At 45.8% G+C, this 26,626-nt stretch carries 24 protein-coding genes; 9 read left to right on the forward strand and 15 right to left on the reverse strand.

What is annotated here, in order from left to right; all coding sequences use genetic code 11:
* Window positions 1–21: 21 nt before the first annotated feature.
* Window positions 22–381: a hypothetical protein gene (locus CLV59_RS19675; protein ID WP_111593781.1), complete on the reverse strand. Its 360-nt coding sequence runs from the start codon at window positions 379–381 to the stop codon at window positions 22–24.
* Between the two features lie 84 nt (window positions 382–465).
* Entirely contained in the window at window positions 466–1,275 is an 810-nt protein-coding gene (locus CLV59_RS19680; RefSeq protein WP_111593782.1) for a DUF6630 family protein, read from the reverse strand.
* Window positions 1,276–1,351: 76 nt separating this feature from the next.
* Here CLV59_RS19680 and CLV59_RS19685 point away from each other — a divergent pair, with 76 nt between their 5' ends.
* The gene (locus CLV59_RS19685; protein ID WP_111593783.1) at window positions 1,352–2,302 is read left to right on the forward strand and encodes an aldo/keto reductase; all 951 of its coding nucleotides are present in this window, start codon (window positions 1,352–1,354) and stop codon (window positions 2,300–2,302) included.
* Between the two features lie 58 nt (window positions 2,303–2,360).
* Complete coding sequence (locus CLV59_RS19690) at window positions 2,361–4,301, forward strand: glycoside hydrolase family protein (protein ID WP_111593784.1); 1,941 nt, start codon at window positions 2,361–2,363, stop codon at window positions 4,299–4,301.
* Between the two features lie 54 nt (window positions 4,302–4,355).
* Here the strand turns inward: CLV59_RS19690 and CLV59_RS19695 are convergent, their stop codons facing one another.
* The 4 genes from CLV59_RS19695 to CLV59_RS19710 form a co-directional block, all read right to left on the reverse strand.
* Window positions 4,356–6,869 (reverse strand): LamG-like jellyroll fold domain-containing protein, encoded by a 2,514-nt coding sequence (locus CLV59_RS19695; protein WP_111593785.1) that lies wholly within the window; start codon window positions 6,867–6,869, stop codon window positions 4,356–4,358.
* A gap of 111 nt (window positions 6,870–6,980) precedes the next feature.
* The gene (locus tag CLV59_RS19700; protein WP_111593786.1) at window positions 6,981–8,006 is read right to left on the reverse strand and encodes an outer membrane beta-barrel protein; all 1,026 of its coding nucleotides are present in this window, start codon (window positions 8,004–8,006) and stop codon (window positions 6,981–6,983) included.
* Between the two features lie 100 nt (window positions 8,007–8,106).
* A complete protein-coding gene (locus CLV59_RS19705; RefSeq protein WP_146616250.1) occupies window positions 8,107–9,288 on the reverse strand; it encodes a BamA/TamA family outer membrane protein in 1,182 nt (393 codons plus the stop codon).
* A 64-nt stretch (window positions 9,289–9,352) separates the two neighbouring features.
* Window positions 9,353–10,579: a TCR/Tet family MFS transporter gene (locus CLV59_RS19710; RefSeq protein ID WP_111593788.1), complete on the reverse strand. Its 1,227-nt coding sequence runs from the start codon at window positions 10,577–10,579 to the stop codon at window positions 9,353–9,355.
* 190 nt (window positions 10,580–10,769) lie between these two features.
* On the opposite strand from CLV59_RS19710, the gene CLV59_RS19715 reads away from it, so the two are divergent.
* Window positions 10,770–12,791 (forward strand): ATP-binding protein, encoded by a 2,022-nt coding sequence (locus tag CLV59_RS19715; RefSeq protein WP_111593789.1) that lies wholly within the window; start codon window positions 10,770–10,772, stop codon window positions 12,789–12,791.
* 2 nt (window positions 12,792–12,793) lie between these two features.
* Here the strand turns inward: CLV59_RS19715 and CLV59_RS19720 are convergent, their stop codons facing one another.
* The gene (locus CLV59_RS19720; protein WP_111593841.1) at window positions 12,794–13,258 is read right to left on the reverse strand and encodes an Lrp/AsnC family transcriptional regulator; all 465 of its coding nucleotides are present in this window, start codon (window positions 13,256–13,258) and stop codon (window positions 12,794–12,796) included.
* Between the two features lie 162 nt (window positions 13,259–13,420).
* On the opposite strand from CLV59_RS19720, the gene CLV59_RS19725 reads away from it, so the two are divergent.
* Window positions 13,421–14,557 carry a histidine decarboxylase gene (locus CLV59_RS19725; protein ID WP_111593790.1) on the forward strand — a complete coding sequence of 379 codons (1,137 nt, stop codon included), beginning with the start codon at window positions 13,421–13,423 and terminating at the stop codon, window positions 14,555–14,557.
* Between the two features lie 17 nt (window positions 14,558–14,574).
* Here the strand turns inward: CLV59_RS19725 and CLV59_RS19730 are convergent, their stop codons facing one another.
* The 3 genes from CLV59_RS19730 to CLV59_RS29235 form a co-directional block, all read right to left on the reverse strand.
* The gene (locus CLV59_RS19730) at window positions 14,575–15,528 is read right to left on the reverse strand and encodes a mechanosensitive ion channel family protein (protein WP_111593791.1); all 954 of its coding nucleotides are present in this window, start codon (window positions 15,526–15,528) and stop codon (window positions 14,575–14,577) included.
* Window positions 15,529–15,533: 5 nt separating this feature from the next.
* On the reverse strand, window positions 15,534–15,788 hold the full coding sequence (locus tag CLV59_RS19735) for a hypothetical protein (protein WP_111593792.1): 255 nt from the start codon (window positions 15,786–15,788) through the stop codon (window positions 15,534–15,536).
* 96 nt (window positions 15,789–15,884) lie between these two features.
* Window positions 15,885–16,412, reverse strand: coding sequence for a DUF6496 domain-containing protein (locus tag CLV59_RS29235; protein WP_262511905.1), 528 nt, complete (start codon window positions 16,410–16,412; stop codon window positions 15,885–15,887).
* 268 nt (window positions 16,413–16,680) lie between these two features.
* Here CLV59_RS29235 and CLV59_RS19745 point away from each other — a divergent pair, with 268 nt between their 5' ends.
* Complete coding sequence (locus CLV59_RS19745) at window positions 16,681–17,001, forward strand: KGG domain-containing protein (protein WP_211323983.1); 321 nt, start codon at window positions 16,681–16,683, stop codon at window positions 16,999–17,001.
* A 253-nt stretch (window positions 17,002–17,254) separates the two neighbouring features.
* On the opposite strand, the gene CLV59_RS19750 is transcribed toward CLV59_RS19745, so the two are convergent.
* Complete coding sequence (locus tag CLV59_RS19750) at window positions 17,255–17,884, reverse strand: class I SAM-dependent DNA methyltransferase (protein ID WP_111593793.1); 630 nt, start codon at window positions 17,882–17,884, stop codon at window positions 17,255–17,257.
* Window positions 17,885–18,104: 220 nt separating this feature from the next.
* On the opposite strand from CLV59_RS19750, the gene CLV59_RS19755 reads away from it, so the two are divergent.
* From CLV59_RS19755 to CLV59_RS19770, 4 genes are all read left to right on the forward strand, one after another.
* A complete protein-coding gene (locus tag CLV59_RS19755) occupies window positions 18,105–18,425 on the forward strand; it encodes an ArsR/SmtB family transcription factor (protein ID WP_111593843.1) in 321 nt (106 codons plus the stop codon).
* Window positions 18,422–18,925, forward strand: coding sequence for an SRPBCC family protein (locus CLV59_RS19760; RefSeq protein ID WP_111593794.1), 504 nt, complete (start codon window positions 18,422–18,424; stop codon window positions 18,923–18,925). Before CLV59_RS19755 ends, CLV59_RS19760 begins: the two co-directional genes overlap by 4 nt.
* A 3-nt stretch (window positions 18,926–18,928) precedes the next feature.
* Window positions 18,929–19,342 (forward strand): SRPBCC family protein, encoded by a 414-nt coding sequence (locus tag CLV59_RS19765; RefSeq protein WP_245950905.1) that lies wholly within the window; start codon window positions 18,929–18,931, stop codon window positions 19,340–19,342.
* Window positions 19,343–19,445: 103 nt separating this feature from the next.
* Window positions 19,446–19,922: an SRPBCC family protein gene (locus CLV59_RS19770; RefSeq protein WP_111593796.1), complete on the forward strand. Its 477-nt coding sequence runs from the start codon at window positions 19,446–19,448 to the stop codon at window positions 19,920–19,922.
* A gap of 65 nt (window positions 19,923–19,987) precedes the next feature.
* On the opposite strand, the gene amaB is transcribed toward CLV59_RS19770, so the two are convergent.
* From amaB to CLV59_RS19790, 4 genes are read right to left on the reverse strand one after another with little or no spacing between them, the layout of a single operon-like run.
* Window positions 19,988–21,511 (reverse strand): L-piperidine-6-carboxylate dehydrogenase, encoded by a 1,524-nt coding sequence (gene amaB, locus CLV59_RS19775; RefSeq protein ID WP_111593797.1) that lies wholly within the window; start codon window positions 21,509–21,511, stop codon window positions 19,988–19,990.
* Between the two features lie 2 nt (window positions 21,512–21,513).
* Window positions 21,514–22,404 carry a DUF1338 domain-containing protein gene (locus tag CLV59_RS19780; protein WP_111593798.1) on the reverse strand — a complete coding sequence of 297 codons (891 nt, stop codon included), beginning with the start codon at window positions 22,402–22,404 and terminating at the stop codon, window positions 21,514–21,516.
* A gap of 12 nt (window positions 22,405–22,416) precedes the next feature.
* The gene (locus CLV59_RS19785; protein WP_111593799.1) at window positions 22,417–24,714 is read right to left on the reverse strand and encodes an aminotransferase class III-fold pyridoxal phosphate-dependent enzyme; all 2,298 of its coding nucleotides are present in this window, start codon (window positions 24,712–24,714) and stop codon (window positions 22,417–22,419) included.
* A 4-nt stretch (window positions 24,715–24,718) separates the two neighbouring features.
* The gene (locus CLV59_RS19790) at window positions 24,719–26,623 is read right to left on the reverse strand and encodes an MGH1-like glycoside hydrolase domain-containing protein (RefSeq protein ID WP_111593844.1); all 1,905 of its coding nucleotides are present in this window, start codon (window positions 26,621–26,623) and stop codon (window positions 24,719–24,721) included.
* Window positions 26,624–26,626 lie beyond the last annotated feature (3 nt).

The raw sequence follows: 26,626 nt of genomic DNA on the forward strand, positions 1-26,626 counted from the left end.
ATAGGATAAGATTAGATGAGATCAGGCTGTAGGTGGGCCTCTCCAGCTTCTGAGGGGAACGTGTACGCTATGATAGGAATCAGGCAGATACCCTGTGGTATGCTGCACATAGATAAATTTGTATTTGAGGGAGATAACAGGTACTGCACAAGGGAAATAACTATAATCGTTGATTCCAACAGGTCTGCGCTTAAATCTGTTAACAGTTGTTTTATAAGTATACTCCTTCGCTCCGGTTTCTGTAGCCGGATGAAGTATGGAAATAAAACTGGTGGAAAATCGGGGAAGTTTACCGGTAACGGCTGTACGACCGCTTTCTGTTCCATTGGGAATCAGAAATACAGCGAGGATAAATATTATTATCAGCCTGGCAACCTTCACACTAAATGAAATTTTCGATACCCTAATTTATTGCATTTCAATGGGAAGGTTAGCACCGCTGATCATATTTAACGTGATTTTAAGCTAGTAAAGATAGACAAGACATAGTTCTGTCAGGTGGGCCAGTGCATGTGCCAGCTTCCCATCATGGGCAGGCAGACAGGTAAATGCCTGGAATTCATCCAGGACGGTACCAATGGCTACAATTTTCAGATCATGTTCTTTCAGCTGCTGATTGACAAATTCCAGGGAAGCTTTGGCGAAATCATCTGCAGCAATAATTTCCTCATATTCTTCTTCGGTGGGAACATCCAGTACGATGCCCGCCATCTGGATAGGTTCCAGTTCATTGAGTGCATATATGCCGGTATCTGTGAGATCCGACCATTCGAATTCAACCAGGTTGCCACTATTCTGCAAAGCTACTGCCAGCTCTTCCCATACGGCGGTGGGTGCTGGTTTAACAAGAGAAGGTAACTCATCTATCAGTTCCAATGCCTGGTCTTCCTCAAATATATTCAGGTACAGCTTTGCCAGTGCATTGCGGGCATTGCCGCTGTTCTGCAATTTTTCAGCTGCCTGGAGGTCGCGCACCATGGTATTCCATCTCAACTGTAATTCCGTCTGATCCTCCTCTGTCATATCTCCGTGCACCATTTTAGCACTTTCTTCCAACAGTGGGTTATCCAGCTCAAATTTAGTCACATGCAGATGGTCGTTTGTGAAATATACCTGATAGGTGGCACAGTTAATGAAATTGGAGCCAATGATTACTTTATCAGGAAATATTTCATGGGTGACATTTTCCCTGGCGTCCAGGAAAGAGTTCCCATTAATTTTACCATAATTGGATGTCAGCCAATTGAATGTTTCCAGTGATATATCGATCATCATAAAGTTAGTAGTATAAAGCTCAAAAATAGTTAAATTAGTGTGGACCTCAGACAGAATAATTCAAAACACATTACATATGGAAAAAAGAAAACTAGGGAACTCAGGATTAGAAGTAGCGCCATTGGCTTTTGGAGGTAATGTCTTCGGCTGGTCAGCTGATGAGACAACATCATTTGCCCTGCTGGATGAATTTGTTGCAAACAGCTTTAACCTGGTAGATACTGCGGATGTATACTCCCGCTGGGTACCTGGCAACAAAGGTGGCGAATCAGAAAGTATTCTCGGCAGATGGATGAAAGACAGGGGCAACCGGGATAAAGTAATAGTAGCCACAAAAGTAGGCGCAGATATGGGAGAAGGTATGAATGTCTCTAAATCGTATATCCTTAAACGTGTGGAGGACTCTCTCCAGCGTTTACAAACTGACTATATAGACCTTTATCAGACCCATTATGATAACGAGGAGACGCCGGTGGAAGAAACCCTGGAGGCATACGATACCCTTATTAAAGCTGGGAAAATACGCGCCATAGGCGCTTCGAATATGAGTCCTGCGCGACTCCTGGCCAGTCTCCGTGCGAGCGAGAGCCATGGCTATCCCCGGTATGAAACATTTCAGCCGGAATACAATCTGTATGACCGGGAGAAATATGAACAACTGTATGCCGACATCTGTGTGAAGGGGAACATCAGTGTGATCAATTATTATTCGCTGGCCAGCGGTTTCCTGAGCGGGAAATACCGGAATGCTGCGGACAGTACGAAAAGTGCAGCACGTGGACAGAAAGCGCTCTCCTACCTGACACCGAGGGGGATTCGCATTCTCGAGGCGTTGGACATCTGCGCAGCAAAACACAAAACCACGCCATCTGCCATATCCCTGGCCTGGCTGCTGACACGGCCTGCTGTTGCGGCTCCAATTGCCAGCGCAACCACCAAAGAACAACTACACGAATTAATGCATGGAGTTACCATGACGCTAGATCAGGAAGATCTGGCATTGTTAAATAAATCAAGTGCATACTAACCGATTCATTTTTCAGGGCTGATGAATATCATTAATCAGCCCTTATTCTTTCCACGATATGCCAACAAGAAGAACATTTATCCGACACCTGTCTGCCGGCACTGCCGGCCTGGCAGTTTCCATGTACGCTGGTAGCAGTCTTGCATTTCCGAATACAGTAGTTCAAGATCCATTAGGGGATGTATGTAAATCCCTGATCTCCACCTGGGGTACAAAGCTACTGGAGCTCCAGGTGAAAGACAGCCACAGTCAAAATTACGGCACTATTATTCTACCTACTGAAAATGCCATCCATGGCCGCTCCGGAGATACTATTCACCCATTCCTGCACCTGGCTTCCACTACAGGGAATCATGCCTATGCAGATGCGGCTGTAATACTTTACAGATGGATGGAGCGCACCGTTTCGCAACCAGATGGCTCCTGGCTCAATGAGCCCAAAGCAGGTTCCTGGAAAGGCACCACCGTGTTTACCACTATCGCCCTGGCAGAATCACTGCTGCATTATGGACATCTGCTGGATAATAACTTCAGACAGGAAATAAGAGACCGGCTGCATAAAAGCGGAGATTACATCTCCCAAAATTTCTCTATTGACTATGGTAATATCAATTATCCAATTGCTGCCACATATGCGTTAACGTTATTGGATGAACTGCTGGATGTACCATCCTATCGTAAAAAGGCAAAGGCACTGGCAGATGTTGCCGTTAAGTACTTCACTAAGAAAGATCACTTGCTAAGCGGTGAAGGCGGCCCACTTGATATTCCAAGTCCTAAAGGGTGCTTCAGTGTGGATCTGGGCTATAATGTGGAAGAATCGCTTCCTTCACTGATACAATACGCCATCCTCAATAAGGATAATGAACTGCTGGAAATACTCACTGCTTCCCTGAAGGCTCACCTGCAATTTATGCTACCGGATGGCGGTTGGGACAATAGTTGGGGTACCCGTAACTACAAATGGACCTATTGGGGTAGCAGGACGTCTGACGGCTGCCAGCCTGCATTTGCACTATTGGCACATAAAGACCCTGCCTTCTATAAAGCTGCATTACAAAATACAAGACTTTTACAACAGCATACCCATGATGGTATTTTGTATGGAGGGCCGCACTATCATTCCCATGACATTACGCCTTGTCTGCATCATACTTTCTGCCATATTAAAGCATTGGTAACAACGGTAGAAAAAGGATATAAAATTCCAGCAACTAACCCGGAAAGCATTCAACTGCCCAGAGAGGTTCCCCATCAAACAAAATTCATAGAAGACCTGCAAACCATACTGGTAGCGACAGACAAGCTAAGAGCCACTGTAACTACCTATGATAGAAATTATAAAAAATTTAAGTCGGGCCACACTTCCGGCGGCGCACTCTCTATGCTCTGGCATCAGCAGCTGGGTGTAATTCTCTGCGCCAGCATGAACGAATACCAAATGTTCGAGGCAGATAATATGCAGGCAGACAACGATCCCAATTCGATGCCACTTACACCACGACTCCAACTCATTCATAACGGTCAAACCTATATGAATATTCAGGACCAGAGCGCTACATTTTACAATGATAAAAAAGGTACTGATACCATTATACATACCCGGTCTACACTGGTTAATGGCGATCAGCAATCGCCTGATACAGGAAAAATACAGGCGGATATCAGCTATACGTTTCAAGGAAATGCAGTACAGATCAAGTACTCCTGCGATGCCCAACAGTTGCCGACGCAGTTTATCCTGCCAGTGATTTCCGCTTCGGCAGAACCCTGGAATCGTATCAATGCCAATACCTACGAGATTATAAAACCTGGTGGCAAGGTGGTAGTGACCTCCAGACATGCCCTCGGCATACTACCGGTAACGGGTAAACGAATTTTTAATTTTGTACCTGGACTGGAAGCCATCCCATTTGTGATAGCAGCGTCTGAGGGAGATATCACTTTATCATTTCATGCAAATAGTAAAGCATCCTCTACACGAAGCAGAGCATTATAAAAATCAGAACGGTCGGCACTAACTTGTACCGACCGTTCTCATTAGGCTCAATTATTATTGTACCACCATTACTTTAGCAGTTTGGCGGTAGCCAGTACCTTGTACTTCCAGCAAATACATGCCGGTCGGCAGTTGTGGCAGATCCAGCTGCAACTGCTGCACTCCTTTTCTCGGCTGAATTTTATAGGATTTAACCACCTGATGATGGAGATTATAGATAGATACAATTGCAGGATGATCATTGGGAGATGACAGCTGCATCTGTAGATGCGTGTGCACAGGGTTGGGCGTGATGATCAAAGACGCTTCGGTTACTCCGGCCGATTTTGCCTGCATGAATGCGGTGGTAGCGGGTATCCAGCTTTTACCGTCCAGGTGCCAGGCAGTATCAATAGGAATCCCCAGGAAATCCAGGCAGGTCACCGCCATATCTACTTGTCTGGGTGTGTTATTGAAAACGCCATAGGTAAAACTTGTGTCCGGAGGCGCAGTTTGCCAGGCAGCGGTTCCATAAACTGTGGCATTATTTACAACAGGACCAGTAGCATATAGCGTAGTGCCGTTTCCTTCATGTGCGGGCCAGTAGCCGGAAAGCATACTATAATCCGGGTGACTTGCAGTGATTGCCGAATCTTTCCAGGTATTGACAGTAGCTGCACTGAGGGCCTTATTCCAAATACGGACATCGCTGATATTACCAGGAAACTTATAGCTGTAGGTCAGCGTACCGTCCTGGCCAATGGCAAAAGGTAATCCGGAAGCAATGCTGCCGGTTACGCCTGAGAGGGAAGCGGAGCTTACCTGAACGCCGTCCTGATAGGTGATCAGATTACCGCCTCTGGTAACGGTAAAGGCTATATGATGCCAGGCATTATCTGCGATCGTACCTCCATTTACATCCGCTCTGTTGGTACCATCCCCGATGTTTACCTTCCATCCGCCGCTACTGGTGGCAGCGAGGATATAACCTTTGTTTTTACCATTGGCCCAGTTCTTATCCGCCAGTATGGCCGGGTCCCCGGACCAGGAAGCAATTTTCACTTTACATTCCATGGTGAAATTTCCGGTGTCAAATTGATAAGTAGAGCTGGTGACAGGTTTAGCGTAGGCCGCAGCAAAATTTAGTGCCGCTGGCGCAGACGCGGGTCCTTGCCACAAAGGCGTGCCCGTTATGATACCATTATTGCCTCCCTTCAGTTCGGCCCAGGAAGATCCGCTGCCATCATTACCTTTCCAGTAACTGAGGAGGTTACTCCAGCCGGGATGTGTTGTAGTTACTGGCTGCGACATCCAGGCGATCAGTTGTGACTCCTCGGTAGCTTTGTTCCAGATGCGTACTTCCGCTACATTTCCATCCAGGTGGTAGCCATAGGTCAAGGTTCCATCCTGGCCAATAGCCAGGGGCAAATTACTGTTAACATCGCCTATACTTGCCAGTGGCTGTGTTCCTACCAGGGTGCCATCTTCGTACATGCGTACATCCCCGTTGCGTTTACAGACGATAGCCAGGTGATGCCATTTCCCATCTGCAATGATATTACCATTCATGTCTACTCTGTTTGTACCGTCGCCCAGGTTAAACTTCCAGGAGTTTCCATTGATGGCAGATAGAACAAAACCTTTATTCTTTCCATTGGCCCAGTTCTTATTGCTAATGATAACGGGGTCTCCGCTGAAACCTGCTTTCAGCTTCACTCTGCACTCGATAGTAAAATCAGTGGCAGTACCGAAGTTGTAAATCGCGGCGGGCGATTTTACGTAGGCGCCATTGGTAAAAGAGAGATAGTTGCCTCCCATATTAAACTGTACTATACTCTTTGAAATGGTGGTGGGGGTGAAATGAGGATTTGAGAAGATGGTGAAGATATTCCGTTCTTCGAAGGAGCTTCCTCCGTGGCCGGCCATATTTCCACCATGGTCTGTAGATACAGCCACCAGCCAGTCTTCATTCGCATAATTTGGTCTGCTTTTTAAGGCAGTCAGAATATTTCGTATGTACGTGTCCGTAGTAGCGATGGCGTTGGTGTATTGGGATACGGTGGGACTGAACCCATACGAGTGTCCCGCATGGTCTACATCGTCGAAATCAACATACAGGACATCAGGATTATTGGAGGTGAGTTCCGTTACTGCAGCATTTTTCACGTCCAGGTCGGTCGTGAGGTTGATTGTTGCATCGATGTTTTTGATGATATAGGTGTTGAGGGGCGTCCAGTGGACGATGGAAACGGTTCTGCGGGCGGCTGTTGTTAGTTCTGCGCGTTCGAGGAATGATTTGTAAACGGAGTAATCTGAGCCGGAGAAGGTGTTGTCGATAACGCCTGTTTTATTGCGCCAGACGCCTGTTAGCATGGCGCTCCAGCCTACGCCGCTCCAGGTGGGGGTTTCTGTTAGTGCATCCACGCTGGAAATACTGTTGCTCAGTAGGGAATCGAGGGTAGGCGCGTTAGCTGCCAGCACCGCATCATGCCGGCAGCCGTCGATGCCTATCAGTAATACTTTCTTAGTTTGGGAAATCGCTGGCTGTATGCATGATAAGGCCAGCAAAAGGGCATAACATTTTTTCATTGTCAATAGGATTTAAAACAAAAGGATATCCTACTAATATAAACAAATGTTTACCCAAACTAAACAAATATTACAATTATTTACAATGCCCTGATTATCAGCTAGTGTTTTTTACAGTCTGAATTTCAGTCCTGCGTTGAAGCCCATACCACCGATGTTGATGTAAGATTTCAGATCGTTGGCAGGAGCGTTATTATTTTTATAGATCGTAACGGTACCTTGTTGAGAAACGGGCGTATTGGAATTTTTATCCAGGGTGGTTACGTAGTCTGTATATCTTTCTGCTTCGCTCAGCTGGCTGAGATTGCGGGTACTAACCACGGCGATAACTGCGCCTGTAGAGCCGTTGACAGCAGTATTAGTTTCGGAGTATTTCGTAACTTCTTTGCTTTTGCTTTTAACAGGTACGTTGCGGTATTCTGCTTCCACGAAAACATCGAAACGGGGAGAGATATTGAAGTTTACGCCGAGGGCGCCTTGCATACCGATGGTGATATTCGGTTTTATTTCTTCCTTGCGATGGATTTCTGTACGGATTACTGTACCTGGAGGTAATGGTGCGCCGGCTGGCGGATTAGAGGTATTTAGTGCATCTGTTTCGATGTACAGTCGGCCCCAGAGAGGAACTACCACCCCAAAGCGTACATACGGATTTACTCTCTCAAATCCTGGACTGAATACGACACTTGGCGCAAAGTCGACTGCATTCACATAGCCGTGGGAGTTAATCTGTGCCAATACCTGGTTGGTACCCACTACAGTGGTGAGGGTGCGCGTCATGAGGTTTTTACTACTGTGGTAGTAGTTGAACGAGGCTTCAACGGCAATATATTTATTGATGTTGTAGCCCACGCTAAGGCCGCCGCGTACGCCCTGACCATAGGAACCTGTCAGTACTTTGCGACTGAGGGTATCCAGTGGGTTAGCATTAGCAGGATTATACTGGGTATGCAAATCCTGTGGAGGATATGGGCCAACGTTTGGAAATTGTCCGGGTGTGATACTAAAAAAATACCCCCCGCTAGCTTTCAGATAGAATTTTGAGTGTGGGGGCCGCGTGGATTTTTCCTGTGCAGATACGGAGGTTGTGACGGCAAACGCAAGGGCCATTGCGGTTGCCAGGATAGGTCGTTTCATAAACAGTGGTTTTGGTGATATAACAGGCTGTAATTTTTCACAGCTAATTGAAAGTTAAAGAATTGTTACCACATAACAAGCGACCTATCCTTGATTAAAATTAAAATGCTTCTGCGAGTGACAAGTAAAGACCTTTCTGACGGGATTCGCCCGGACGCTTCTCTCCTACGGCATAGTCTATACGAACAGTGAGCCGGGAATTTTCGTCGTAGAAATACCTGATACCTGCGCCGTAGCTGGGTTTAAACCCGTTGAGGTGAAAATCCCTGTTATTGAAAACGCTGCCTGCTCCGGCAAAAGCAGCCAATGCAAATTTAGGTTGTACATCTAAAAACCAGACGCGTATACGAATTTTCGGATCGATCAGGTAACGATATTCTGCCTGACCGGCGAGGAGGTTCTGATCCCGGTATCTTCCCTGGTAGTAGCCTCTCATCATATTATCATTTCCCATTTCTGGCACCAGGTAAAATGGCAATGCGCTTCCCTGTAAGGAATTAAACTGGCCATTGAAACCAAGGGTACTTTTCCTGGAGATGGTAACAAAATGCACGCCTTGTGCATCTATCTTCCAGAGTTCCTGACTGCTGAGAAAAGAAGGCGCATAGGCCACATTCAGTCTTAACCAGGTACCTCTGCGGGTATAGTTCTGATTATCTCGGTTATCAAAAATACCTGTGAGACCAATGAAGGTAACGTATCCACCGGATTTGTCGACCAGCGGCATTGTCTGATAGATCCCTTTCATATCAGAACTGCTATAGGTATCATGCTGGTAAGATAAGGTGGCGCCAGCATAAAAAAACTTTCCAAATCTGCGTTCTCCATCAAATGCAAACCTGTAACGGATGTTATTGAGTAACGATTTGTTGGCCTGAAGCGTCGTGTCTCCCATACCAAAAAAATACAATGGAAAATTCTGATAACGAAGGTTCCCTCTGAAATGCCAGAGATTATCCTTTGTCCAGATATTTGCTTTCAGATCTACCTTGAACTGATGTTCCGTTGTAACCGCCGGAATCAGATTGATAGAAGAATTCCTTGTAAATGGAGATGGGTTTTTGTTGTCTGTGTAGAAGGAATACAACATTGCCGCCCCTATTTCCAGGCCTTTCTCCTGGGAATATCCTAATACTGGTAATGGAAAGAAACTTCGTTTACGGGGTACCGTATCCAGTGTTCCAAAAAGAGGTTTTTCCCGGTAAGCCAACGAATCCTGTTGAGCATTCACTTCTATGGCCGATAAAGACAATAGGGCCGCAACAAATAGTTTCCTGTACATAGTCTGCAAATGTAAAGGGAATATCATTATACCGCGCAGTAGCCGGTTAGTTTTCGATTAATTTTCAGACAGTTGCAGGCGCATGTTTCTTTTTAAATGAGATGATAGCCAGAACAATACTTGGTATCATTAGTACGCATCCTGTCAGGAAAGGCGCTCCAGGAAAATATACTGGTGCACTGGCTTTCGTGAAAACGGTAAAGATACTGGTCATCATCAGCGGACCGATAATCATAGTAAGACTCACTAATGAAGTCATTGCGCCTTGCAGTTCTCCTTGTTCTGTTGGCGGCACCTGGCTACTCATAATCCCTTGTAGAGATGGACCACAGATACCACCCAAACAATACGGCACCAGTGCTACGAACATCATCCAGCCTTTGAATGCGAATGCAAACAAAGCCAGTCCCACCGTATATAATCCTAATCCGATAATAACGGATTTCTTTTGTCCGAATACCTTAATGGCTATACGAATAATTCCACCTTGCACAACTGCCACCATGAGTCCTACGAACATAAGGGAATAACCCACCCATTCTTCTGACCATTTGAATTTCTCCATGGTATAGAAAGACCAGGTAGACTGCACTGCAAAGTTGGCGATATAGATGAGTATCAGGGAGACGAGCAGTCCGGAAATTACCGGATACTTGCGTAGCTGCGCAGGTGCGGCAAATGGATTGGCGCGTTTGAGATCGAAAGCTCTTCTGTTTTCTGGGGCCAGCGATTCCGGCAATACGAACAAGCCATACAGGAAGTTCAGGAAGGTGATCGCGGCGGCGGCCACAAATGGCGCGCGTGGTCCCCAGTGGCTGAGGATACCGCCTAATCCCGGGCCAATAATAAAGCCCAGACCAAAGGCAACACCGATCATACCGAAGTTCTGCGCTCTTTTCTCCGGAGCGCTGATATCCGCGATATACGCAGCGCCTGTACTCATACTGGCGCCAGTGATACCAGCGATAATACGGCCTACGAACAGCAGGGCGATATTGGGCGCCCAGGCCAGGAACAGATAATCCAGGCCAAATGCCATCAGGCAGGACAGCAATACTGGCCTGCGGCCATAGGCATCACTTAGTCCCCCGATCACAGGGGCCATAAAAAACTGCGTTATAGCATAGGCGAATGTCAGCCATCCAGCATACCAGGAAGCGCCGCTTAAACCTTCCCCTGTGAGGGATTCGATCAGCTTAGGCATAACCGGTATAATAATTCCAAATCCAATAACGTCAATAAGTAGAGTAACAAAGATGAAGCCCAGAGCGGCGCTTTTTTTAACAGGCATGTGGCAGGTTAAATTTTTTGGAAAGATACAAAGCTAATTGAATATCAGTTGTTCCGTTCACAAAAATCCGCGGAAAGTACAATGATTTGCAATTCAGTTTTTGAATCATCACGCATTATGATTATTTTTATCTCAAATTTCGTGGACGACCCCTGAATCGTTCCACCAATGCCAACAATAATCAGACGATATGCTCCCGGCCAATCCTTTGAGAAAATGCCTACTTCTCCCCCTTTACCTGCTGCTGCTCAGTCCCGGAAGCCGCGCACAAACACCTGTTTCCGACAGCTTTGCAGTTGCCTTAGTCCAGCACCCTCAAAAAGATAATGCCCGGGTAGATATCCTCAACAGCGCTTCCCGCAGTTATTTCACCCGCGACGCAAGCATCGCAGAAAAATATGCCAAGGAAGCCCTGAATATCAGTGAACAACTGGGATATACCAATGGCCGGATCTGGGCTCAGCGTAACCTCGCCCTTGTGGAAAATACCCGTGGTCACCTGGACAAACAAATGCAATTAACGCTCAGTTCCCTCAAACTCGCGGAGGCACTGAACGAACAACATACGCTAAGCATCCTCTATAATGATATGGGCAATATCTTTACGGAACAGAATAGTCCGCGTGATGCACTGCCCTTTCTACATAAGTCATTGGTCATCAAAAGAAAATTACAAGAAGCCCCGGAAATTAGTAAAACCCTCAACAATATTGGCTCTGCTTACCTGGCATTGCATATTCTGGACTCTTCCCTTATTTATTTACATCAGGCGGAACAATTGAAACTGGCGCTTAATGATCAGCGGGGATTGGCATATACCTACGAGAACCTGGGATTGGTGGCCATGTTGGAACATCGCCTGCAGGATGCCTTGCACTATCATCAGCTGTCTGCATCTTGTTATCTGTCGGCCGACAACCAGCTGGGCATTGTCAAATCCAACCTGAACCTGGCAGAAGTCCAGACCTTTATGGGGAACTTCCCGGCGGCGGAGAAAAATCTCCGTAAGGCTTATGAAATCAACCGGGTTTTGAAGAATGTGAAGAATGAAATGATCTATTATAAGATCCGTTATGAACTGGATAGCGCCCGTAAAGATTACCTTGCTGCCTTCAATAATTACAAGGCCTTCACGGAGCGTAATATGGCCTATTTCAACCTGGAAAAGAGCCGGCAAATATCCAGATCCCAGGAAAAATATGAAGCGGAAAAAAAGCAAAGAGAAAATATACTCCTGAAAAAGGAACAACAGATACATCTGGCCACCATCCAGCAACAGCGGGTATTGGTACTTTCAGCGGCCCTGCTGTTCGTCATTCTGCTGATCATTACGTTTATCCTTTACCGTATGTATAAACGACAACAGGAACTGACCCGTGCGCTGAACAGTAAAAATCAGGAAGTATCTCTGCAGAATCATATCATCCTGGAACAGAATACTACACTGGAAAGTCTCAACCAGGTAAAGGATAAAATCTTTTCTGTGATATCGCATGATCTGCGGTCTCCCCTCGCCATACTGGAGGGTTTGCTCTTTTTATTAAGGGATGAAAAAATCGATGCCGCCCAGTTTCGTTTTTATGCAGACGAGTTATGGAGAGATGTAAAGAACACCGCCTATATGATGGACAATATGCTGCAGTGGGCCAGCAATCAGATGAAGGGTATCGGGGTAAAGGCAGATGATTTTGATCTGACTTTATTGCTCAATCAGGAATTTGAATTATTACAGACGTTAGCCAAACAAAAAGAGGTTACCCTGCAACATGAAATCCCAGGCGCAGTAATGGTGTACGCAGATCCTGAAATGATCAGAATGGTACTGCGCAATCTAATTAATAATGCTATTAAATTTACGCCCGGTGGCGGTCGTATTACAGTGAGTGCCCGTATTGACCGTACTTTTGCAGAAGTGATAGTGAAAGACAATGGTACGGGGATACCGCTGGAAAATCAACATCGTATTTTCTCCAATATTTATTACTCCACTACCGGTACCCGCAATGAAAAGGGCTGCGGACTGGGATTACATTTGTCGAAGGACTTTGTGGAGCGCAACCAGGGGCGTATCTGGTTTCATAGTACCCCAGGCAGTGGTAGTAGCTTTTCTTTTACCGTTCCATTGTCTGAAGATTCGGATAGTAACAATCGCGGCTACACGATTATTGTGCAGGATCGTGGGAGCAGTGGCATGAGCGTATTGAACCAGTAGCGCTAAACCAGTTGAAAAGCCGTAGTGTGCTTAATTTCTGTCATTACAAAAGAACTGTTCACTTGTGCAATATTCTCAATGGTTGCCAGTTTATTGGTAATGAAATGCTGATAACTTTTCATATCATCCACCACTACTTTCAGGAGGTAATCATAGTTTCCGGCCAGGTGATAGCATTCCATTACTTCTTCCAGCGAGCGTACCGCCGCTTCGAATTTCCGCAGTAAGGGCAGCGAGTGTAACTGCAGGCTTACGTTACAATAGGCTGCCAGCGATTTGCCTAGTTTCTCTCCATCCAGCAGTGTAACATAACTTTTGATAATCCCCAGTTTCTCGATCTTTTTCAGTCGCTCATAAGTGGGTGTAACGGAGAGGCCTATACGATATGCTATTTCTTTTGTATTCAGTTTTGCATCCTGTTGGAGGACTTGCAAAATGTGTCTGTCTGTTTTATCCAGCGTATCCATGGTAGTTTGATTTTTCTGCCGGGAAGGCAAATTGCCGCAGGCCGTAGTCGTGTCTCCCTATATTTTCCTCAAAATTAGTATATATTTTCTGAAATACACATATAGGTAGTTTTATTGCATTATATATCAATAGCTTCGCAGCATCATACACCTGTAATTACCATGAATACTAGTTCCATTTTGCCACCGGCCGACAAATCGAAGCTGGAGGCGTTGCTGGCCTCCGTTGGAGCTGGCACAGCCAACTTTCTGGGATATCCTGTTGCGAAGGAATTTGATTACTCCGCGCTCATGCCATTTCTCCAATATCCGTTGAATAACTTGGGCGATCCGTTTATTCCTTCTACGTATAGTGTGGGCACCCGGGAACTGGAAAAAGAAGTAGTAGAATTTTTTGCGCGTCTTTTCAGGGCTCCTGCCAGTGACTGGTGGGGATATGTTACCAATGGCGGTTCTGAGGGGAATTTATATGCCTTATATCTGGCCAGGGAATTATATCCAAAGGGGATGGTTTATTATAGTGGCGCAACGCATTACAGCGTACAGAAGAATCTACATCTGCTCAATATGCCATCTATAGTGATCCGTACCCAGGAAAATGGGGAGATGGATTATGATGATTTAGAAAATATGATCAGTATGCACCGTCATTTACCGGCGATAGTGCTTGCTAATATTGGTACTACCATGACAGAAGCGCGTGATGATGTCAAACGGATCAAGCATATTTTGAACCGTATGGCCATCCGTCAGCATTATATCCATGCAGATGGCGCTTTATCTGGTAGCTACAGCGCTTTCCTGGAGGATCGTCCGGCATTTGATTTTGCTGATGGCGCCAACAGTATTGCGATATCCGGCCATAAGTTCATTGGTTCCCCCATTCCATGCGGTGTGGTGGTGGCACAGAAGTCGTACCGCGACCGTATCGCCCGTAGTGTGGCCTACATCGGTACGCTGGATACCACCATCACAGGCTCCCGCAATGGTCATAGTCCACTCTTCCTCTGGTATGCGGTGAAGAGTATGGGTATGGAAGGACTGGCTGCCAGGGCGCATCAGGCATTGGAAATAGCCGCTTATGCAGAGGAGCAGTTGCAGGCCATTGGCATACCTGCGTGGCGGAATAAAGACACCTTAACGGTCGTATTTCCGGAGCCGGAGGAGCATATCCGTCGTAAGTGGCAATTGGCATCTGAAAATGGATGGTCGCATATCATCTGTATGCCAGGTGTTACCAGGGCATTGATAGATAGCTTCATCGCGGAGATGGCAGCAGCGGCAGTATTGGTAGGATAATAATGCCCCGGGACTTATCAGCCCCCTTTTTCAGCGATGGTAATTATTTCTGTGTTTAGAATACGGCGTAATCGCTGTTCCAGGGCTTTATCAACAAAAGGAAGCGTGAGTTGCACTTTGAAGACAACATGATCTTTTTTAATGTCCATCGTACGGAGGCGGAAGCTATCTTTTACATAGGTGTTGTTATAGCCTTCGATGGACTTTTTCAATCTTTCTTCAATCTGGTCGGGCGTATAAGGTAGTTTGCGGTCCAGTTCAAATTCGATGGTAACTTTTTTAACATTTTGTTTGGACTGGTTCGTTACTACGGCTGTAAATACGAGGGAATTGGGCACGAGAATTTGTTCGTCGTCATCGTTGAGCAGGATCAGATTGATGAGGGTGATATCCAGAATTTTGCCTTTATAGTCGCCGATACGGACATGATCTCCGAGGGAGAGCTGATCAGAGAACATAATAATGAGGCCATTGATCATGTTGGTGATATAGTCTTTCGATAGCAGGGCTACGGCGGCGGCCACGATAGTGATACTGGTAACGAACTTAAAGAGGTCTATCCCAAAAAGGACCATTACCGCGAGTAAGAAGAAGATGGTATTTAGAACAGAGCTGATGCGATTTAACCCCAGCATGAAGTTATCTTTCTCTACCGGTTTATTGAGGCGGCGGCGGGTATACCAGGAAAGGATAACCAGCCATGCCAGCGAGATGACGAGGTTGGCGCCCAGAAAAAAGGACATGGCATTTGTTATTCTGAACAGCCAGGTAAATTTATTATATACAGCCGCGTGATCCAGGTTAAAATAAACAATTGCCAGGTATACCAATAGTTTGGCGAGGAACAGCATCCGTTCCTTTTGGTTTTTCTTCTTATAAACTTCGTCTGTTACCATCATAGGATTGTAAATGTACAAATGGTGTACATTACTGCCAAATGGCAGTGGTATGATGGGAAGGCTTGGGGTCATTGGGATTAACCCATTTTATTGAGGATTTCTGTCCAGATAATACGGGCAATCTGTTCCGTTTCCACAATCCTGATTCGTTCTGCTATTGTGTCCGTATGATCGGCGGTAAACTGGGTATACTGGGGAGAAAAATCCTCTAATACAAATGGTCTCACATCTGGCACTACCTCGTAAAAGGTTTCATGCATCTGGTTATTTACCGTGATGTTTAGTCCATATGACCTGCCATTGATAATAACTGTTACATGATGTTGTTCCATATTATATCAGCGGCAAGGTATATGCCATATAAAAAGACCGGTGTCATCCAGATACCGGTCTTTTTTCGTATATAAATATCTATAAAGCAGGATATATCAGGCGTGTGCTGCTTTCCTGCGAATGGAGGCCATTTTCCGGGCACCTGCTTTTTTACGGGGCGCTGCTTTTTTTGCGGCGGATTTGATACTTTTTTTTGCCATTGTTTTTTTGGCAGTCATTTTTCTGCCAGCAGCTGTTTTAGCGGTCGCCTTTTTAGCAGTTGCCTTTTTGGCGGTTGTTTTTTTAGCCATAGCTTTCTTAGCCATTGCTTTCTTAGCGGTAGCTTTTTTAGCCATCGGTTTATGAGCAGTCATTTTTGATTTTGTTGCTGCTTTTTTAAGTGACGTTGTCTTTTTTGCGGCTGCTTTTTTCGTGGTGGTCTTCCGGGAGGAAGAAGATTTCATTGAAGATGATTTTTTGGGGACTTTATCACCTTCAGCACGGGCTTTAGATAAGCCAATTGCGATAGCCTGTTTTTGGTTGGTGACTTTCTTTCCACTTCTGCCACTTTTAAGTTTCCCTGCTTTCATTTCATCCATGACTTTTTTCACTTTCCGCTGTACAGCGCTCGAATACTTTGCCATAATAGAAGATTGAATGGGTTATAAAAAGTGATAACACTTGTGAATGCTACAAAACACAAGCCAGTAAATATCAGGGGGTTTGGGGGGTAAATATGTGGAATCAGGGTGGGCAGTGTGTGTATTTTTCTATTAAGTGTGTAATGAATTGCACTAATACCACAGTGGAACACCTCAAAAAAAGGCTGTATGGCATTGACTTTCAGCCGATGGCACCAATATTGATAGCCACCTACTAGTTATTTGTTCACTACACTATAAAAATTGCAGTATGGAAAACATGACTTATCAATCATTTCCCCAAGGCAATCCCAATCCGCAGCATGGTGCGGTAGAAAAACCTCGTCATAGTAAAAGGGGTTTCGCATCTATGGACCCAGAGCAGCAGAGAGCCATATCCAGAGAAGGTGGTCGTGCCGCCCATAAACAAGGAGTTGCCCACAAATTCACTTCTGAGGAAGCCCGCGCAGCAGGTAAGAAAGGTGGTGAAGCTGTTAGTCGCAACAGGGAACATATGGCTGCTATCGGCCGTAAAGGGGGCACCAATCGCGGAAAAAACAAACATAAGGATCAACAGCAACATGTACTGTAAATCCTGAAAGATATAAGTTACAAAGCCTGTCGCACGCACGACAGGCTTTGTAATTTTGTATCGTTTCCGGAGCAGGAAGATCGTGTCTCCCTATATCCGGAAAATTATTTAAAAAGGAATCCTAATTAAATAGAAGGCCAGGTATCGGGAGATACGTGTTATCTCTTTAACTGTTGCCTCATCTATTATTAAACCGCGACAAGTGCCATGGTGGGGAATCTTTCCCACACAACAGCGCATCTGGTACTTGTGATTAAGATTTGCTCAGTAACAAAACGAGAATACGCGGCACAGTCGTCTTATCATCATTATCGAAATATTCCTTTGCATCAAAGACCTGCAATCCATGACATGCAGCCGTTTGCACAAATTCGGATAAATGGTGGATGTAAACTTCCAATACCTTCTCGCCTTCTTCTGTGGTAAAACGCGCTTTACTGCCTCCATACTGGCGGAATGGATGTAATTCCCCGATATAGACGATACCGCCTCTATTCAGGAGTTTGGAGGCTTCCGCAAAAATATGATCCAGGTTCTCGATATGTTCCAATACAAGACTAAAGGTAACCAGGTCGAATTTTTCGGTGGTAAAGTTCCAGGGAGTAGTGATATCCGCCTGTACAAAACGGATACCTGGATGGTCCTGAAATTTAGTTTTGGCTATGGCCATCATCTCTTCGGAGAAATCCACCGCTGTGAGTTTCGGCGCCTGATCCACCAGCCAGGAAGTATTCTTTCCGGTACCTGCGCCTATTTCAAGAATATTATTGAAAGTAAATGGATGCAGGTTCTCCCTCAGGGATACGGCTTCCATATCACGGGTTTTATTAATGTTGGAGTCGTACTGTGACGCCCAGCTATTATAGGATTCTCTAATAGACATGTTCCGTTGCATTTATGTAAAACTAATCTTTTTTTGCGTTTTCTGTTGCAGAAAAAAACAGGGTTAAAAGTCTGCAAATATTGACCTGCCGTACAATTCATTCTTTTGCTGGCTATGGTAATCTACTATCACTCCTCTACCTTTTCAAAAATAATTTTGCGAAACCAATTAGTTGCACGTATATTTGCAACCAGTTGGTTTCATACAAATAATACCACAGATGAGAAGGGATATATTTCAGGCAATTGCAGATCCGACAAGGAGAGCCATCATCGCTCTGCTGGCGATACAAGCCATGACGCCCAACAACCTGGCAACTCATTTCGACACTACCAGGCAGGCGGTTTCGAAGCATTTGAAAGTATTGACAGAATGTGAGCTGGTGACACAGCAATATCAGGGAAGAGAAATTTACTATCTACTAGAAATAGAGAAAATGAAAGAGATTGATAAATGGTTGGAACAATTCCGCAAAATCTGGGAAACTCGTTTCAGTCAGCTCGACGATCTTTTATCCGCCATAAAAAAACAGCAAAAATGAGACAACAATTGCAATTTGATTTCCTGGTAAATAAAGCCGACAACACCCTCACCATGAGACGTGAATTTTTAGCAGAGCGCCCATTGGTGTGGGATTGTTATACTAAAAGCGAATTGTTGGATCAGTGGTTTGCACCAAAGCCGCTAACAACAAAAACAAAGGAAATGGATTTCCGGGAAGGCGGCAGATGGCATTATGCCATGGTGGAACCCAACGGCACTGAATACTGGGGGCTGACCCAATATCAGCAAATACATCCGATTGACTGGTATACTGCCAAGGATGCCTTCTGTGATGAGGCAGGCAATATCAATACGGACCTCCCTCCTGCCCAATGGTTTGTCACCTTCAAAGACAAAGAAGAAAATACATTAGTGGAGACAGTCGTTACTTTCAACTCCCTTTCCGACCTGGAAGCAGTGATTAAGATGGGAATGGAAGAAGGAATGATGTCTACCCTGGAAAAACTCGATGAATTATTGTTAACGCTTAAAAAATAAATAATGAGTAGCAAAGTAACGGTGAATGCCACCATCAACGCAGATGCAAACAAAGTGTGGAATTATTATACCACACCTGAACATATTACACATTGGAATTTTGCAGATCCTTCCTGGCAATGTCCTTCCGCTACTAATGACATGCGTATTGGCGGAAAATATGTAGCCAGAATGGAAGCTAAAGATGGCAGTTTCGGATTTGATTTCGAAGCAACCTATGACGCCATCACTCCTGGTAAAAGCTTTACGTATACCATGCCCAATGGCCGACAGGCATCTGTTGATTTCAATGGCAACGGCCACCAAACAGATATTGTTGTTTCTTTTGATCCGGAGGATCAAAACCCGGTAGAAATGCAAAAACATGGCTGGCAGGCAATCCTGAATAACTTTAAGCAGTACGCAGAAAATAACTAAGGGAAAAGTAGTACACATAGGAAACAGGCTCGTGAAATACGGGCCTGTCCTATTTTTGGGAATGAAAGTTGTGCAATGGCTAATATCCCAAAAAACAAATCATATGGCCACCACAACGAATTCCAAATTGATTCCAGCTTCCAGGGAAACAGTTTACAATGCTTTCACTGACAAAACTGCATTGGCATACTGGCTCGCCCCAAACAACATGGAGGGAAAGGTGCATCATTTTGAGCTGAAAGTAGGTGGAGGATATACGATGTCATTGTTTTACCTGGATAGTGAATCTGGCGGGAAGACAACTGGTAATGAAGACCGCTTCGAGTCTACATTCCTGGAGTTGCAGCCTTATGAAAAAATTGTACAGGCTATTCGCTTCGATTCGGATAAGAGTAAATTTGAAGGCCAGATGATCATGGAGGTGCAACTGGAGGAGAAAGGCCCTGTAGCTACATTGGTGACTATGACCTTTAAGCAAATTCCTTCCGGTATTGATCCTAAAGACAATGAAAAAGGTACGGAGCAATCACTGGAGAAATTGGCGGCGTATGTCAAACGCCAACATCAACCGAAGCAGTAAATACAACCGCATAAAAAAGGTCACTTTCCAGGAAAGTGACCTTTTTTTCATCTATCAGTTGACACCTATAAATCAAATTTAATTCCCTGCGCCAATGGCAACTGCGTACCGTAGTTAATGGTATTAGTTTGCCTGCGCATATAATTTTTCCAGGCATCGCTACCGCTTTCGCGGCCACCGCCAGTTTCTTTCTCACCGCCAAAAGCGCCACCGATTTCTGCTCCTGATGTACCAATGTTTACATTGGCAATTCCACAGTCGCTACCAGCAGCGGAGAGGAACAGTTCAGCTTCCCGGAGATTCATGGTCATAATTGCGGACGACAGTCCCTGAGGAACATTATTTTGAATAGCAATGGCTTCATCCAGCGTGCTATATTTCATCAGGTAAAGTATAGGCGCAAAGGTTTCTGTCTGCACAATGGCATCATCTGGTTTGGCTTCTGCAATGCATGGTTTCACATAACATCCGCTTTCATAACCGGCTCCGCTCAATACGCCTCCTTCTACCACGAAATGACCGCCTTGCTCTTTGCAGGCTGCAATCGCCGCCAGGTAAGCATTCACAGCGTCCTTATCAATCAGTGGTCCAACATGATTGGTTTCATCCAACGGATTACCAATACGAAGTTGTCCGTATGCTTTTACCAGTTTTTCCTTAAAGCTGTCATATACTGATTCATGAATAATCAATCGGCGCGTGGTGGTACAACGTTGTCCTGCCGTACCTACAGCTCCGAAGAGACTTCCGATCAGCGCCATATCCAGATCCGCATCACGGGAAACGATAATAGCGTTGTTACCGCCTAATTCCAGCAGGCTACGGCCCAGTCTTGCCGCAACTGTAGCTGCTACGGCTTTGCCCATGCGGGTAGAACCAGTGGCTGATAGTAACGGAACACGCAGATCTGCAGCCAGCAGCTCACCTGTTTCACGGCCTCCGTTGATAACGCAGAGTACTCCTTCCGGAACATTATTACGTTCCAGTACTTCTGCTATTATATGTTGACAAGCAATGGCGGACAAAGGCGTTTTTTCACTAGGCTTCCAAATACACACGTCGCCGCAAACCATCGCCAGCATAGCGTTCCAGCTCCATACCGCCACTGGAAAGTTAAAGGCGGATATGATGCCAACAATACCAAGTGGGTGCCATTGTTCATACATTCTGTGAGAAGGGCGTTCGCTGTGCATACTGAGGCCATATAACTGGCGACTCAATCCCACCGCGAAGTCGCATATATCAATCATCTCCTGTACTTCCCCCAGGCCTTCCTGTAAACTCTTACCCATTTCGTAACTCACCAGGCTGCCCAGTGCCTGCTTTTGGGCACGCAAGGCTTCTCCAATCTGACGTACTACTTCTCCTCTGCGAGGAGCGGGTATGGTGCGCCATTCTTCAAAGGCTTTGGCGGCGGTGGCAATTACTTGCGCATAGTCCTCCTCTCCCGCCATGCCTACCTGTCCAATCAGCTGGCCATCTACCGGCGACCAGGAAGAGATACTTCCTGCGCTGCCCTGCATCCACTTTCTACCAGTGCTGACGCCCGGGTTCTCTGCCTTTATACCTAATTCTGCTAAGAATTTCATTACTACTTATTAGTTTGAGATGAATACGTACTTTCAAAAATCTTATTGGCATTGGCAGCCTCAAAGCCTTCGCGGCGATGTTCTCTGCGCACTTCCATACTTTGCAACTGCTGATATTCCGGAAGCAATCTCCGTTCTGCAAACTCTACATAGGAACCTGCGATACGATGTTTTTCTCCATCTGCAAATGCGGCTTCGATCATACCTGCTACTGTAGAACTCTGCAACAGCAAACCATCGGGAGATTTTTTGAATTTACCGCCAGCATCGTTGAGTTTAAGTCCATGTTTCTCCAGGAACTGGTTGTATTGCTCAATATGATTATACCCTTCTTGCAGGTTATGTACGCTGATGGTGAAATGATTCAGGTAATACCGGTTATAGATAGTCCAGGAAGCGTATTCGCTCTCTGCAGCCAGCGCGGAGAAATCCGCATATGTTGGGAGTCGCCACAGACCGCTATGCAGGAACTCATCCACCTGTGCAGGATTATCCAGGTTTAGTGCATCCACAGGATCGGACGTTACCTCATCGGTGTAGCTATGAATGATTTGTTGTGCTGTAGCGGATAAATCTTTCACACGCAGCTCACTGATGAAAATGCGTGGCAGTGCGGGATCTGGTGGCGCATACCAGTATGCGTCCAGTTTTTTCTCTTCGAAGAAATAATAATCTTTCTTCGTATAGCCGTGATGGATAAAAATCTTTTCCAGTGATTGTATCCCCAGATGCGGCACTCCGATGGTGCGAAAAGCAATATGGTCGTTTTCGATTTCCTGTTCTTCTTTGATCAGCCCTTCTGCTATCATGGCTGATATTACCCGGTTCACATCCGGTACGCGCTCTTTGTAGCGGCGCATCAATCCGTCCAGGATTAATTCCAGATTATTCATGACAATGATTTATTAGAAATTAAGTTCAGTTAATACTTCGTCGAGGTGACGTACCATATCTGCCGCGTTCTGTTTGTTAAATACCATTGGCGGTTTTATTTTCAGTACGTTATACAGTGGTCCGTCTGTAGAAAGCAGGAATCCTCTTTCCTTCATTTTCTCTACTACTGCATTGATTTCATCCACTGCCGGAGCCATAGTGGTTTTGTCTTTCACCATTTCTGCGCCTACAAATAATCCATATCCGCGTACATCGCTGATGATGGGATGCTTGCTCATTACGTCCCGCAGTCCTTCCATGAGGAAGTTACCCGTTTCGAGGGCATGTTGTTGCATTTGTTCCGACTGGATTACCTGCAGTACCGTTCTGCCAGTCACCATGGATACCGGGTTTCCACCGAAGGTATTGAAGTATTCCATTCCATTATTGAAGGCATCTGCTATTTCTCTTGTTACCACCACTGCGGCCAGTGGGTGACCGTTGCCAATTGGCTTACCCAATACAACGATATCGGGCTGTACATCCTGCAGTTCGAAACCCCAGAATTTTTCGCCTACTCTTCCAAAACCTACCTGCACTTCATCTGCAATGCAAACGCCGCCAGCGGCCCGAATATGCTTATATACATTCTCCAGGTAATGGTCTGGTAAAGGAATCTGGCCACCTACGCCGAGCAAAGTTTCACATATGAATGCAGCAATTTTTCCAGGATTTTTCTCCAGGATTTGTTGTACATCTATAGCATATTTTTCACCTGCCAGTGGATCATCGTAGCGAAATTCGCCACGGTATAAGTCGGGCGATACCGCTTTATGGATATAAGGCATCTGTCCGAAACCGCCTTTACCATCGAATTTATAAGGACTCATTTCCATCGCTACCGTAGAGGTACCATGGTAGGCATGATCCAGTACCATTACGTCTTTGCGGCCAGTGAAGTGGCGACTCATACGAATAGCCAGGTCATTGGCTTCGCTACCGGAATTTGTAAAGTATACCACTGCAAGATTGGATGGCAATGTGCGCAGCAGTTCTTCAGCGTATTCCACCAGGTGGTCGCTCAGATAGCGACTATTAGTATTAAGTGTTGCTATTTGTCGCTGCATAGCTCTTACCACCACCGGATGGCAGTGTCCTACATGGCTAGGGTTGTTGACGCAGTCGATGTAGGTATCTCCTTTATCATCGTAGAGGTATTGCAATGCGCCTTTAACAATCTTCAGCGGCTTACGGTAGCTGATGCTGAGGTTGCGGCCAATGACAGCCTTCCTTTCTTCCAGGAGTTGGCTGTAATCATCTGCTTTATTGATCAGAGCAGGCATACCGCATGCTTTGCGGAAGGTATCTGCTGCACGCAATGGGTTGATTCGAATGAGTGTATTCAGCAGATCCCATGCATCTTTCTCGGTAACAAAATGATGATCATTGGAAGAGCCCAGGGAGGCCTGGTAGGCCGACTGTGTAACGCTGATGCACATACGCGCTGCGATCAGATAATAGATCAGATCTACTTCCTGCGCTGTGAGCGGGAATGCTTCATGATAGCCTTGTATCACCCAAGCGGCAGCCTGCAATGGATCTTCCGCTCTGAACATTGCATAGGTACATGCGATGGCCACATTATTCACGAGCGCAGTGTACACCATATCGCCGAGATCAATGAGGCCGCTGATTTTTCCATCCTGCACCAGCACGTTATAGTCGTTTGCATCGCCGTGGATACAGGCATGGCGTAGCTCTTGCAGCACGGGCACTACTTCTGTGTCGAAAGCCAGGAGGAAATATCCTGCCTGTCTTCTCTTCTCATGATCGTGAATATGTGGGAGCAGTTTGTTACAATCCGCTGCCGTGCTGATATCCCAGGTATAATGCCGATGGAGGGCATCGTGTTGGAATTCTCTCATGGCTTCATCAGTTTTGCCCATGAAGCGGCCCAGATCCAGGTAGAGTTCTTTGTTTTTCACCGGAACCCTTGCCCAGCAATCTCCTTCCAGCCAGGTGAGGATGCGGACGTAGTATTGTTTACCGTCTTTAAATACGGGAGTCAGTTCCTGCCGATTTTTATTCCTTAATATCTGTTGGAATTTCCATGCGACTTCTGTCACGGTTAGATGATCGAGTATTCGCAATTGTGCGTCCAGGAAGGAGTATTGTTTTTCCTCCCCTGTTATTTTGAGGATAAATTTCCGCCCGGAGGTATCAGTAATCTTGTAATTGAACTCATCGTAACCCTGGAGAGGGTCCACCTCTACTGCCAGCAGGTAGTTTTTTTGTACCAGCTGCTTTACTTCGTTTGCTGTAAATTCCATGACGTTATTTATTTTTCAGTATCATTAACAAATGTGCTGCGGACCAGCTGAAATTTTTCGCATTCAATCCTTTACCGGTAAGCGGATGATAGTTTTCGCATATTGGTCCGTCTGTAAGCAGTCCTGCGGCATTTTCCAGGAGTTGCTTTTCAAATTTCGCCGCCTCTTTTTTATATCCGTAGCGGCGTAAGCCTGCTGCGCCATAGGCTACCTGATCCAACCATACCGGTCCTCGCCAGTAACCTTTCATTGGGTCAAATGCAGGATGATCGGCTGCGAGTGTGGGCAGCGGTACTTTGGTATTGAATTTCCGAGGGTCATTCATCTTCCGTAACACCATTGCCGCTTGTTCCTTGGTTGCTACACCGGTCCACAGCGGAATCCAGCCTTCAGGACCATCAACTGTCACCAGTGTAGCAGTTGCTGTGCGCAGATCATAAAAGTATCCTCTTTTAGCATCATAGAATTTACTGCGGATCTGTTCCGCCAGTTTCGCTGCTTGTGCACTATAGCGGGCCTTTTCTCCGGCTACGGCCAATAACTTGTCAAGATATAATTTCTCTGCGTATAAGTATGCATTGAGATCTACACTTTCCTGATCCAGCGACCATGCGCCTTCATTGTTTTTCAGCATTACTGCGCTATCAAATCGTACTGCATTGTCCATACCACTTTCCCATGCTGCCGCTATACGGGTGCCATCTGTAGATCCATATTCGCATAAACCATTCTGGTCATGGTCTCTATTGGCATACCACCATTCGTGATAGCGGATCAGTTTAGGCAACATTTCTTTTACAAAAGAGGTATCCTTTGTTTGGAGATAGACTTCCCAAACGCCCCATGCGGCCAGCGGCGGCTTAGTATCCCGCCAGTTATTCTCTGATTTATCCGCATAGATGCAATCCGCCACCATACCATGTTCATCCTGGTAATCGAACATGGAGCGAATATTATCTTTTGCCAGTTCGGGATGGAAGGTCACAATTCCAACGGCCTGTTTCCAGCTATCCCAGCTCCAGACGCCATAGAAGCCCTGGTAGTTGATGGATGGGAAAACGCCGTCATGGAGTATATCTCCGGCACTGCTCCTCCAATTGGTGATCAATGTTACCATACATTTCACGGCCAATCGTTTCTGTGAGTCCGTCAGATGCGGAGCAGCGGAGATATAGCGGGAGATATAAGTATTCCACCGAATCTCATTCTCCCGCAAAGATTTACCAAAATCATATGTAGCAGGAATACGCACTGAATCAGGGTAGTAAGCCTGTACTTGTGTTTGTTTATAGCTTTTGCCAGCTGCGATGACAATTCCATCATTGCTGGCGCTGTAACTGATGCTATCTGCCGTCAGTACCGTTCCTGATGGGAATACAGATACAAAGCCAGCAGATTGGACAGACGACGTTCCGTTGTCAACTGTAATGCTCTTTCTGGATTGTCCATAGTAGCGGATATTCAGCGTTCTTGCGCTAACTCCTTTATTGGTGATAGTGGTATGCAGCAAGGCTTCTCTTCCTGAAACAAAAATCAATTGCTGCAGGATGATCAGATTATTTATTTCTAACTTTTGCTGTAGCATACCAGGGAGATAGCTGATATCAGCTTTGGCAGACGATAAGTCCACTGCCTGCCTGTTTTCACTGAGCGCTAGTCTGGAGAAGGAGCCCGAGAGCCATTTACCTTCCATGCCCATTACCAATGGACCAATAAAAGCGCCGTTATCTTCTTTCCTGGAAGGCAAGGCATATGCATGCCATGCCCCCATATCGCTGAACACATTCGTCAGTATGCTTTTGCCCGCTGGCGGCTCTGCGCGCAGGTTTAATACATCAGGAAATTTACTGCGCTGTGCATTTGCCTGTTGCAGGGAAAGTCCGAGTATTAGTATCAACCATCTTCTCATATT

The sequence above is a fragment of the Chitinophaga dinghuensis genome, from assembly GCF_003259435.1.
GTDB lineage: Bacteria > Bacteroidota > Bacteroidia > Chitinophagales > Chitinophagaceae > Chitinophaga > Chitinophaga dinghuensis.

What these genes read in the sequence shown, in the direction of transcription:
- CLV59_RS19695 (WP_111593785.1), bottom strand. Translation starts at nt 6,869, where the DNA reads ATGAAAAAATGTTATGCCCTTTTGCTGGCCTTATCATGCATACAGCCA.
- CLV59_RS19780 (WP_111593798.1), bottom strand. Translation starts at nt 22,404, where the DNA reads ATGAATAATCTGGAATTAATCCTGGACGGATTGATGCGCCGCTACAAA.
- CLV59_RS19760 (WP_111593794.1), top strand. Translation starts at nt 18,422, where the DNA reads ATGAGACAACAATTGCAATTTGATTTCCTGGTAAATAAAGCCGACAAC.
- CLV59_RS19765 (WP_245950905.1), top strand. Translation starts at nt 18,929, where the DNA reads ATGAGTAGCAAAGTAACGGTGAATGCCACCATCAACGCAGATGCAAAC.
- CLV59_RS29235 (WP_262511905.1), bottom strand. Translation starts at nt 16,412, where the DNA reads ATGGCAAAGTATTCGAGCGCTGTACAGCGGAAAGTGAAAAAAGTCATG.
- CLV59_RS19730 (WP_111593791.1), bottom strand. Translation starts at nt 15,528, where the DNA reads ATGACCCCAAGCCTTCCCATCATACCACTGCCATTTGGCAGTAATGTA.
- CLV59_RS19735 (WP_111593792.1), bottom strand. Translation starts at nt 15,788, where the DNA reads ATGGAACAACATCATGTAACAGTTATTATCAATGGCAGGTCATATGGA.
- CLV59_RS19750 (WP_111593793.1), bottom strand. Translation starts at nt 17,884, where the DNA reads ATGTCTATTAGAGAATCCTATAATAGCTGGGCGTCACAGTACGACTCC.
- amaB (WP_111593797.1), bottom strand. Translation starts at nt 21,511, where the DNA reads ATGAAATTCTTAGCAGAATTAGGTATAAAGGCAGAGAACCCGGGCGTC.
- CLV59_RS19745 (WP_211323983.1), top strand. Translation starts at nt 16,681, where the DNA reads ATGGAAAACATGACTTATCAATCATTTCCCCAAGGCAATCCCAATCCG.
- CLV59_RS19690 (WP_111593784.1), top strand. Translation starts at nt 2,361, where the DNA reads ATGCCAACAAGAAGAACATTTATCCGACACCTGTCTGCCGGCACTGCC.
- CLV59_RS19685 (WP_111593783.1), top strand. Translation starts at nt 1,352, where the DNA reads ATGGAAAAAAGAAAACTAGGGAACTCAGGATTAGAAGTAGCGCCATTG.
- CLV59_RS19700 (WP_111593786.1), bottom strand. Translation starts at nt 8,006, where the DNA reads ATGAAACGACCTATCCTGGCAACCGCAATGGCCCTTGCGTTTGCCGTC.
- CLV59_RS19770 (WP_111593796.1), top strand. Translation starts at nt 19,446, where the DNA reads ATGGCCACCACAACGAATTCCAAATTGATTCCAGCTTCCAGGGAAACA.
- CLV59_RS19720 (WP_111593841.1), bottom strand. Translation starts at nt 13,258, where the DNA reads ATGGATACGCTGGATAAAACAGACAGACACATTTTGCAAGTCCTCCAA.
- CLV59_RS19790 (WP_111593844.1), bottom strand. Translation starts at nt 26,623, where the DNA reads ATGAGAAGATGGTTGATACTAATACTCGGACTTTCCCTGCAACAGGCA.
- CLV59_RS19680 (WP_111593782.1), bottom strand. Translation starts at nt 1,275, where the DNA reads ATGATGATCGATATATCACTGGAAACATTCAATTGGCTGACATCCAAT.
- CLV59_RS19705 (WP_146616250.1), bottom strand. Translation starts at nt 9,288, where the DNA reads ATGTACAGGAAACTATTTGTTGCGGCCCTATTGTCTTTATCGGCCATA.
- CLV59_RS19715 (WP_111593789.1), top strand. Translation starts at nt 10,770, where the DNA reads ATGCTCCCGGCCAATCCTTTGAGAAAATGCCTACTTCTCCCCCTTTAC.
- CLV59_RS19755 (WP_111593843.1), top strand. Translation starts at nt 18,105, where the DNA reads ATGAGAAGGGATATATTTCAGGCAATTGCAGATCCGACAAGGAGAGCC.
- CLV59_RS19785 (WP_111593799.1), bottom strand. Translation starts at nt 24,714, where the DNA reads ATGGAATTTACAGCAAACGAAGTAAAGCAGCTGGTACAAAAAAACTAC.
- CLV59_RS19725 (WP_111593790.1), top strand. Translation starts at nt 13,421, where the DNA reads ATGAATACTAGTTCCATTTTGCCACCGGCCGACAAATCGAAGCTGGAG.
- CLV59_RS19710 (WP_111593788.1), bottom strand. Translation starts at nt 10,579, where the DNA reads ATGCCTGTTAAAAAAAGCGCCGCTCTGGGCTTCATCTTTGTTACTCTA.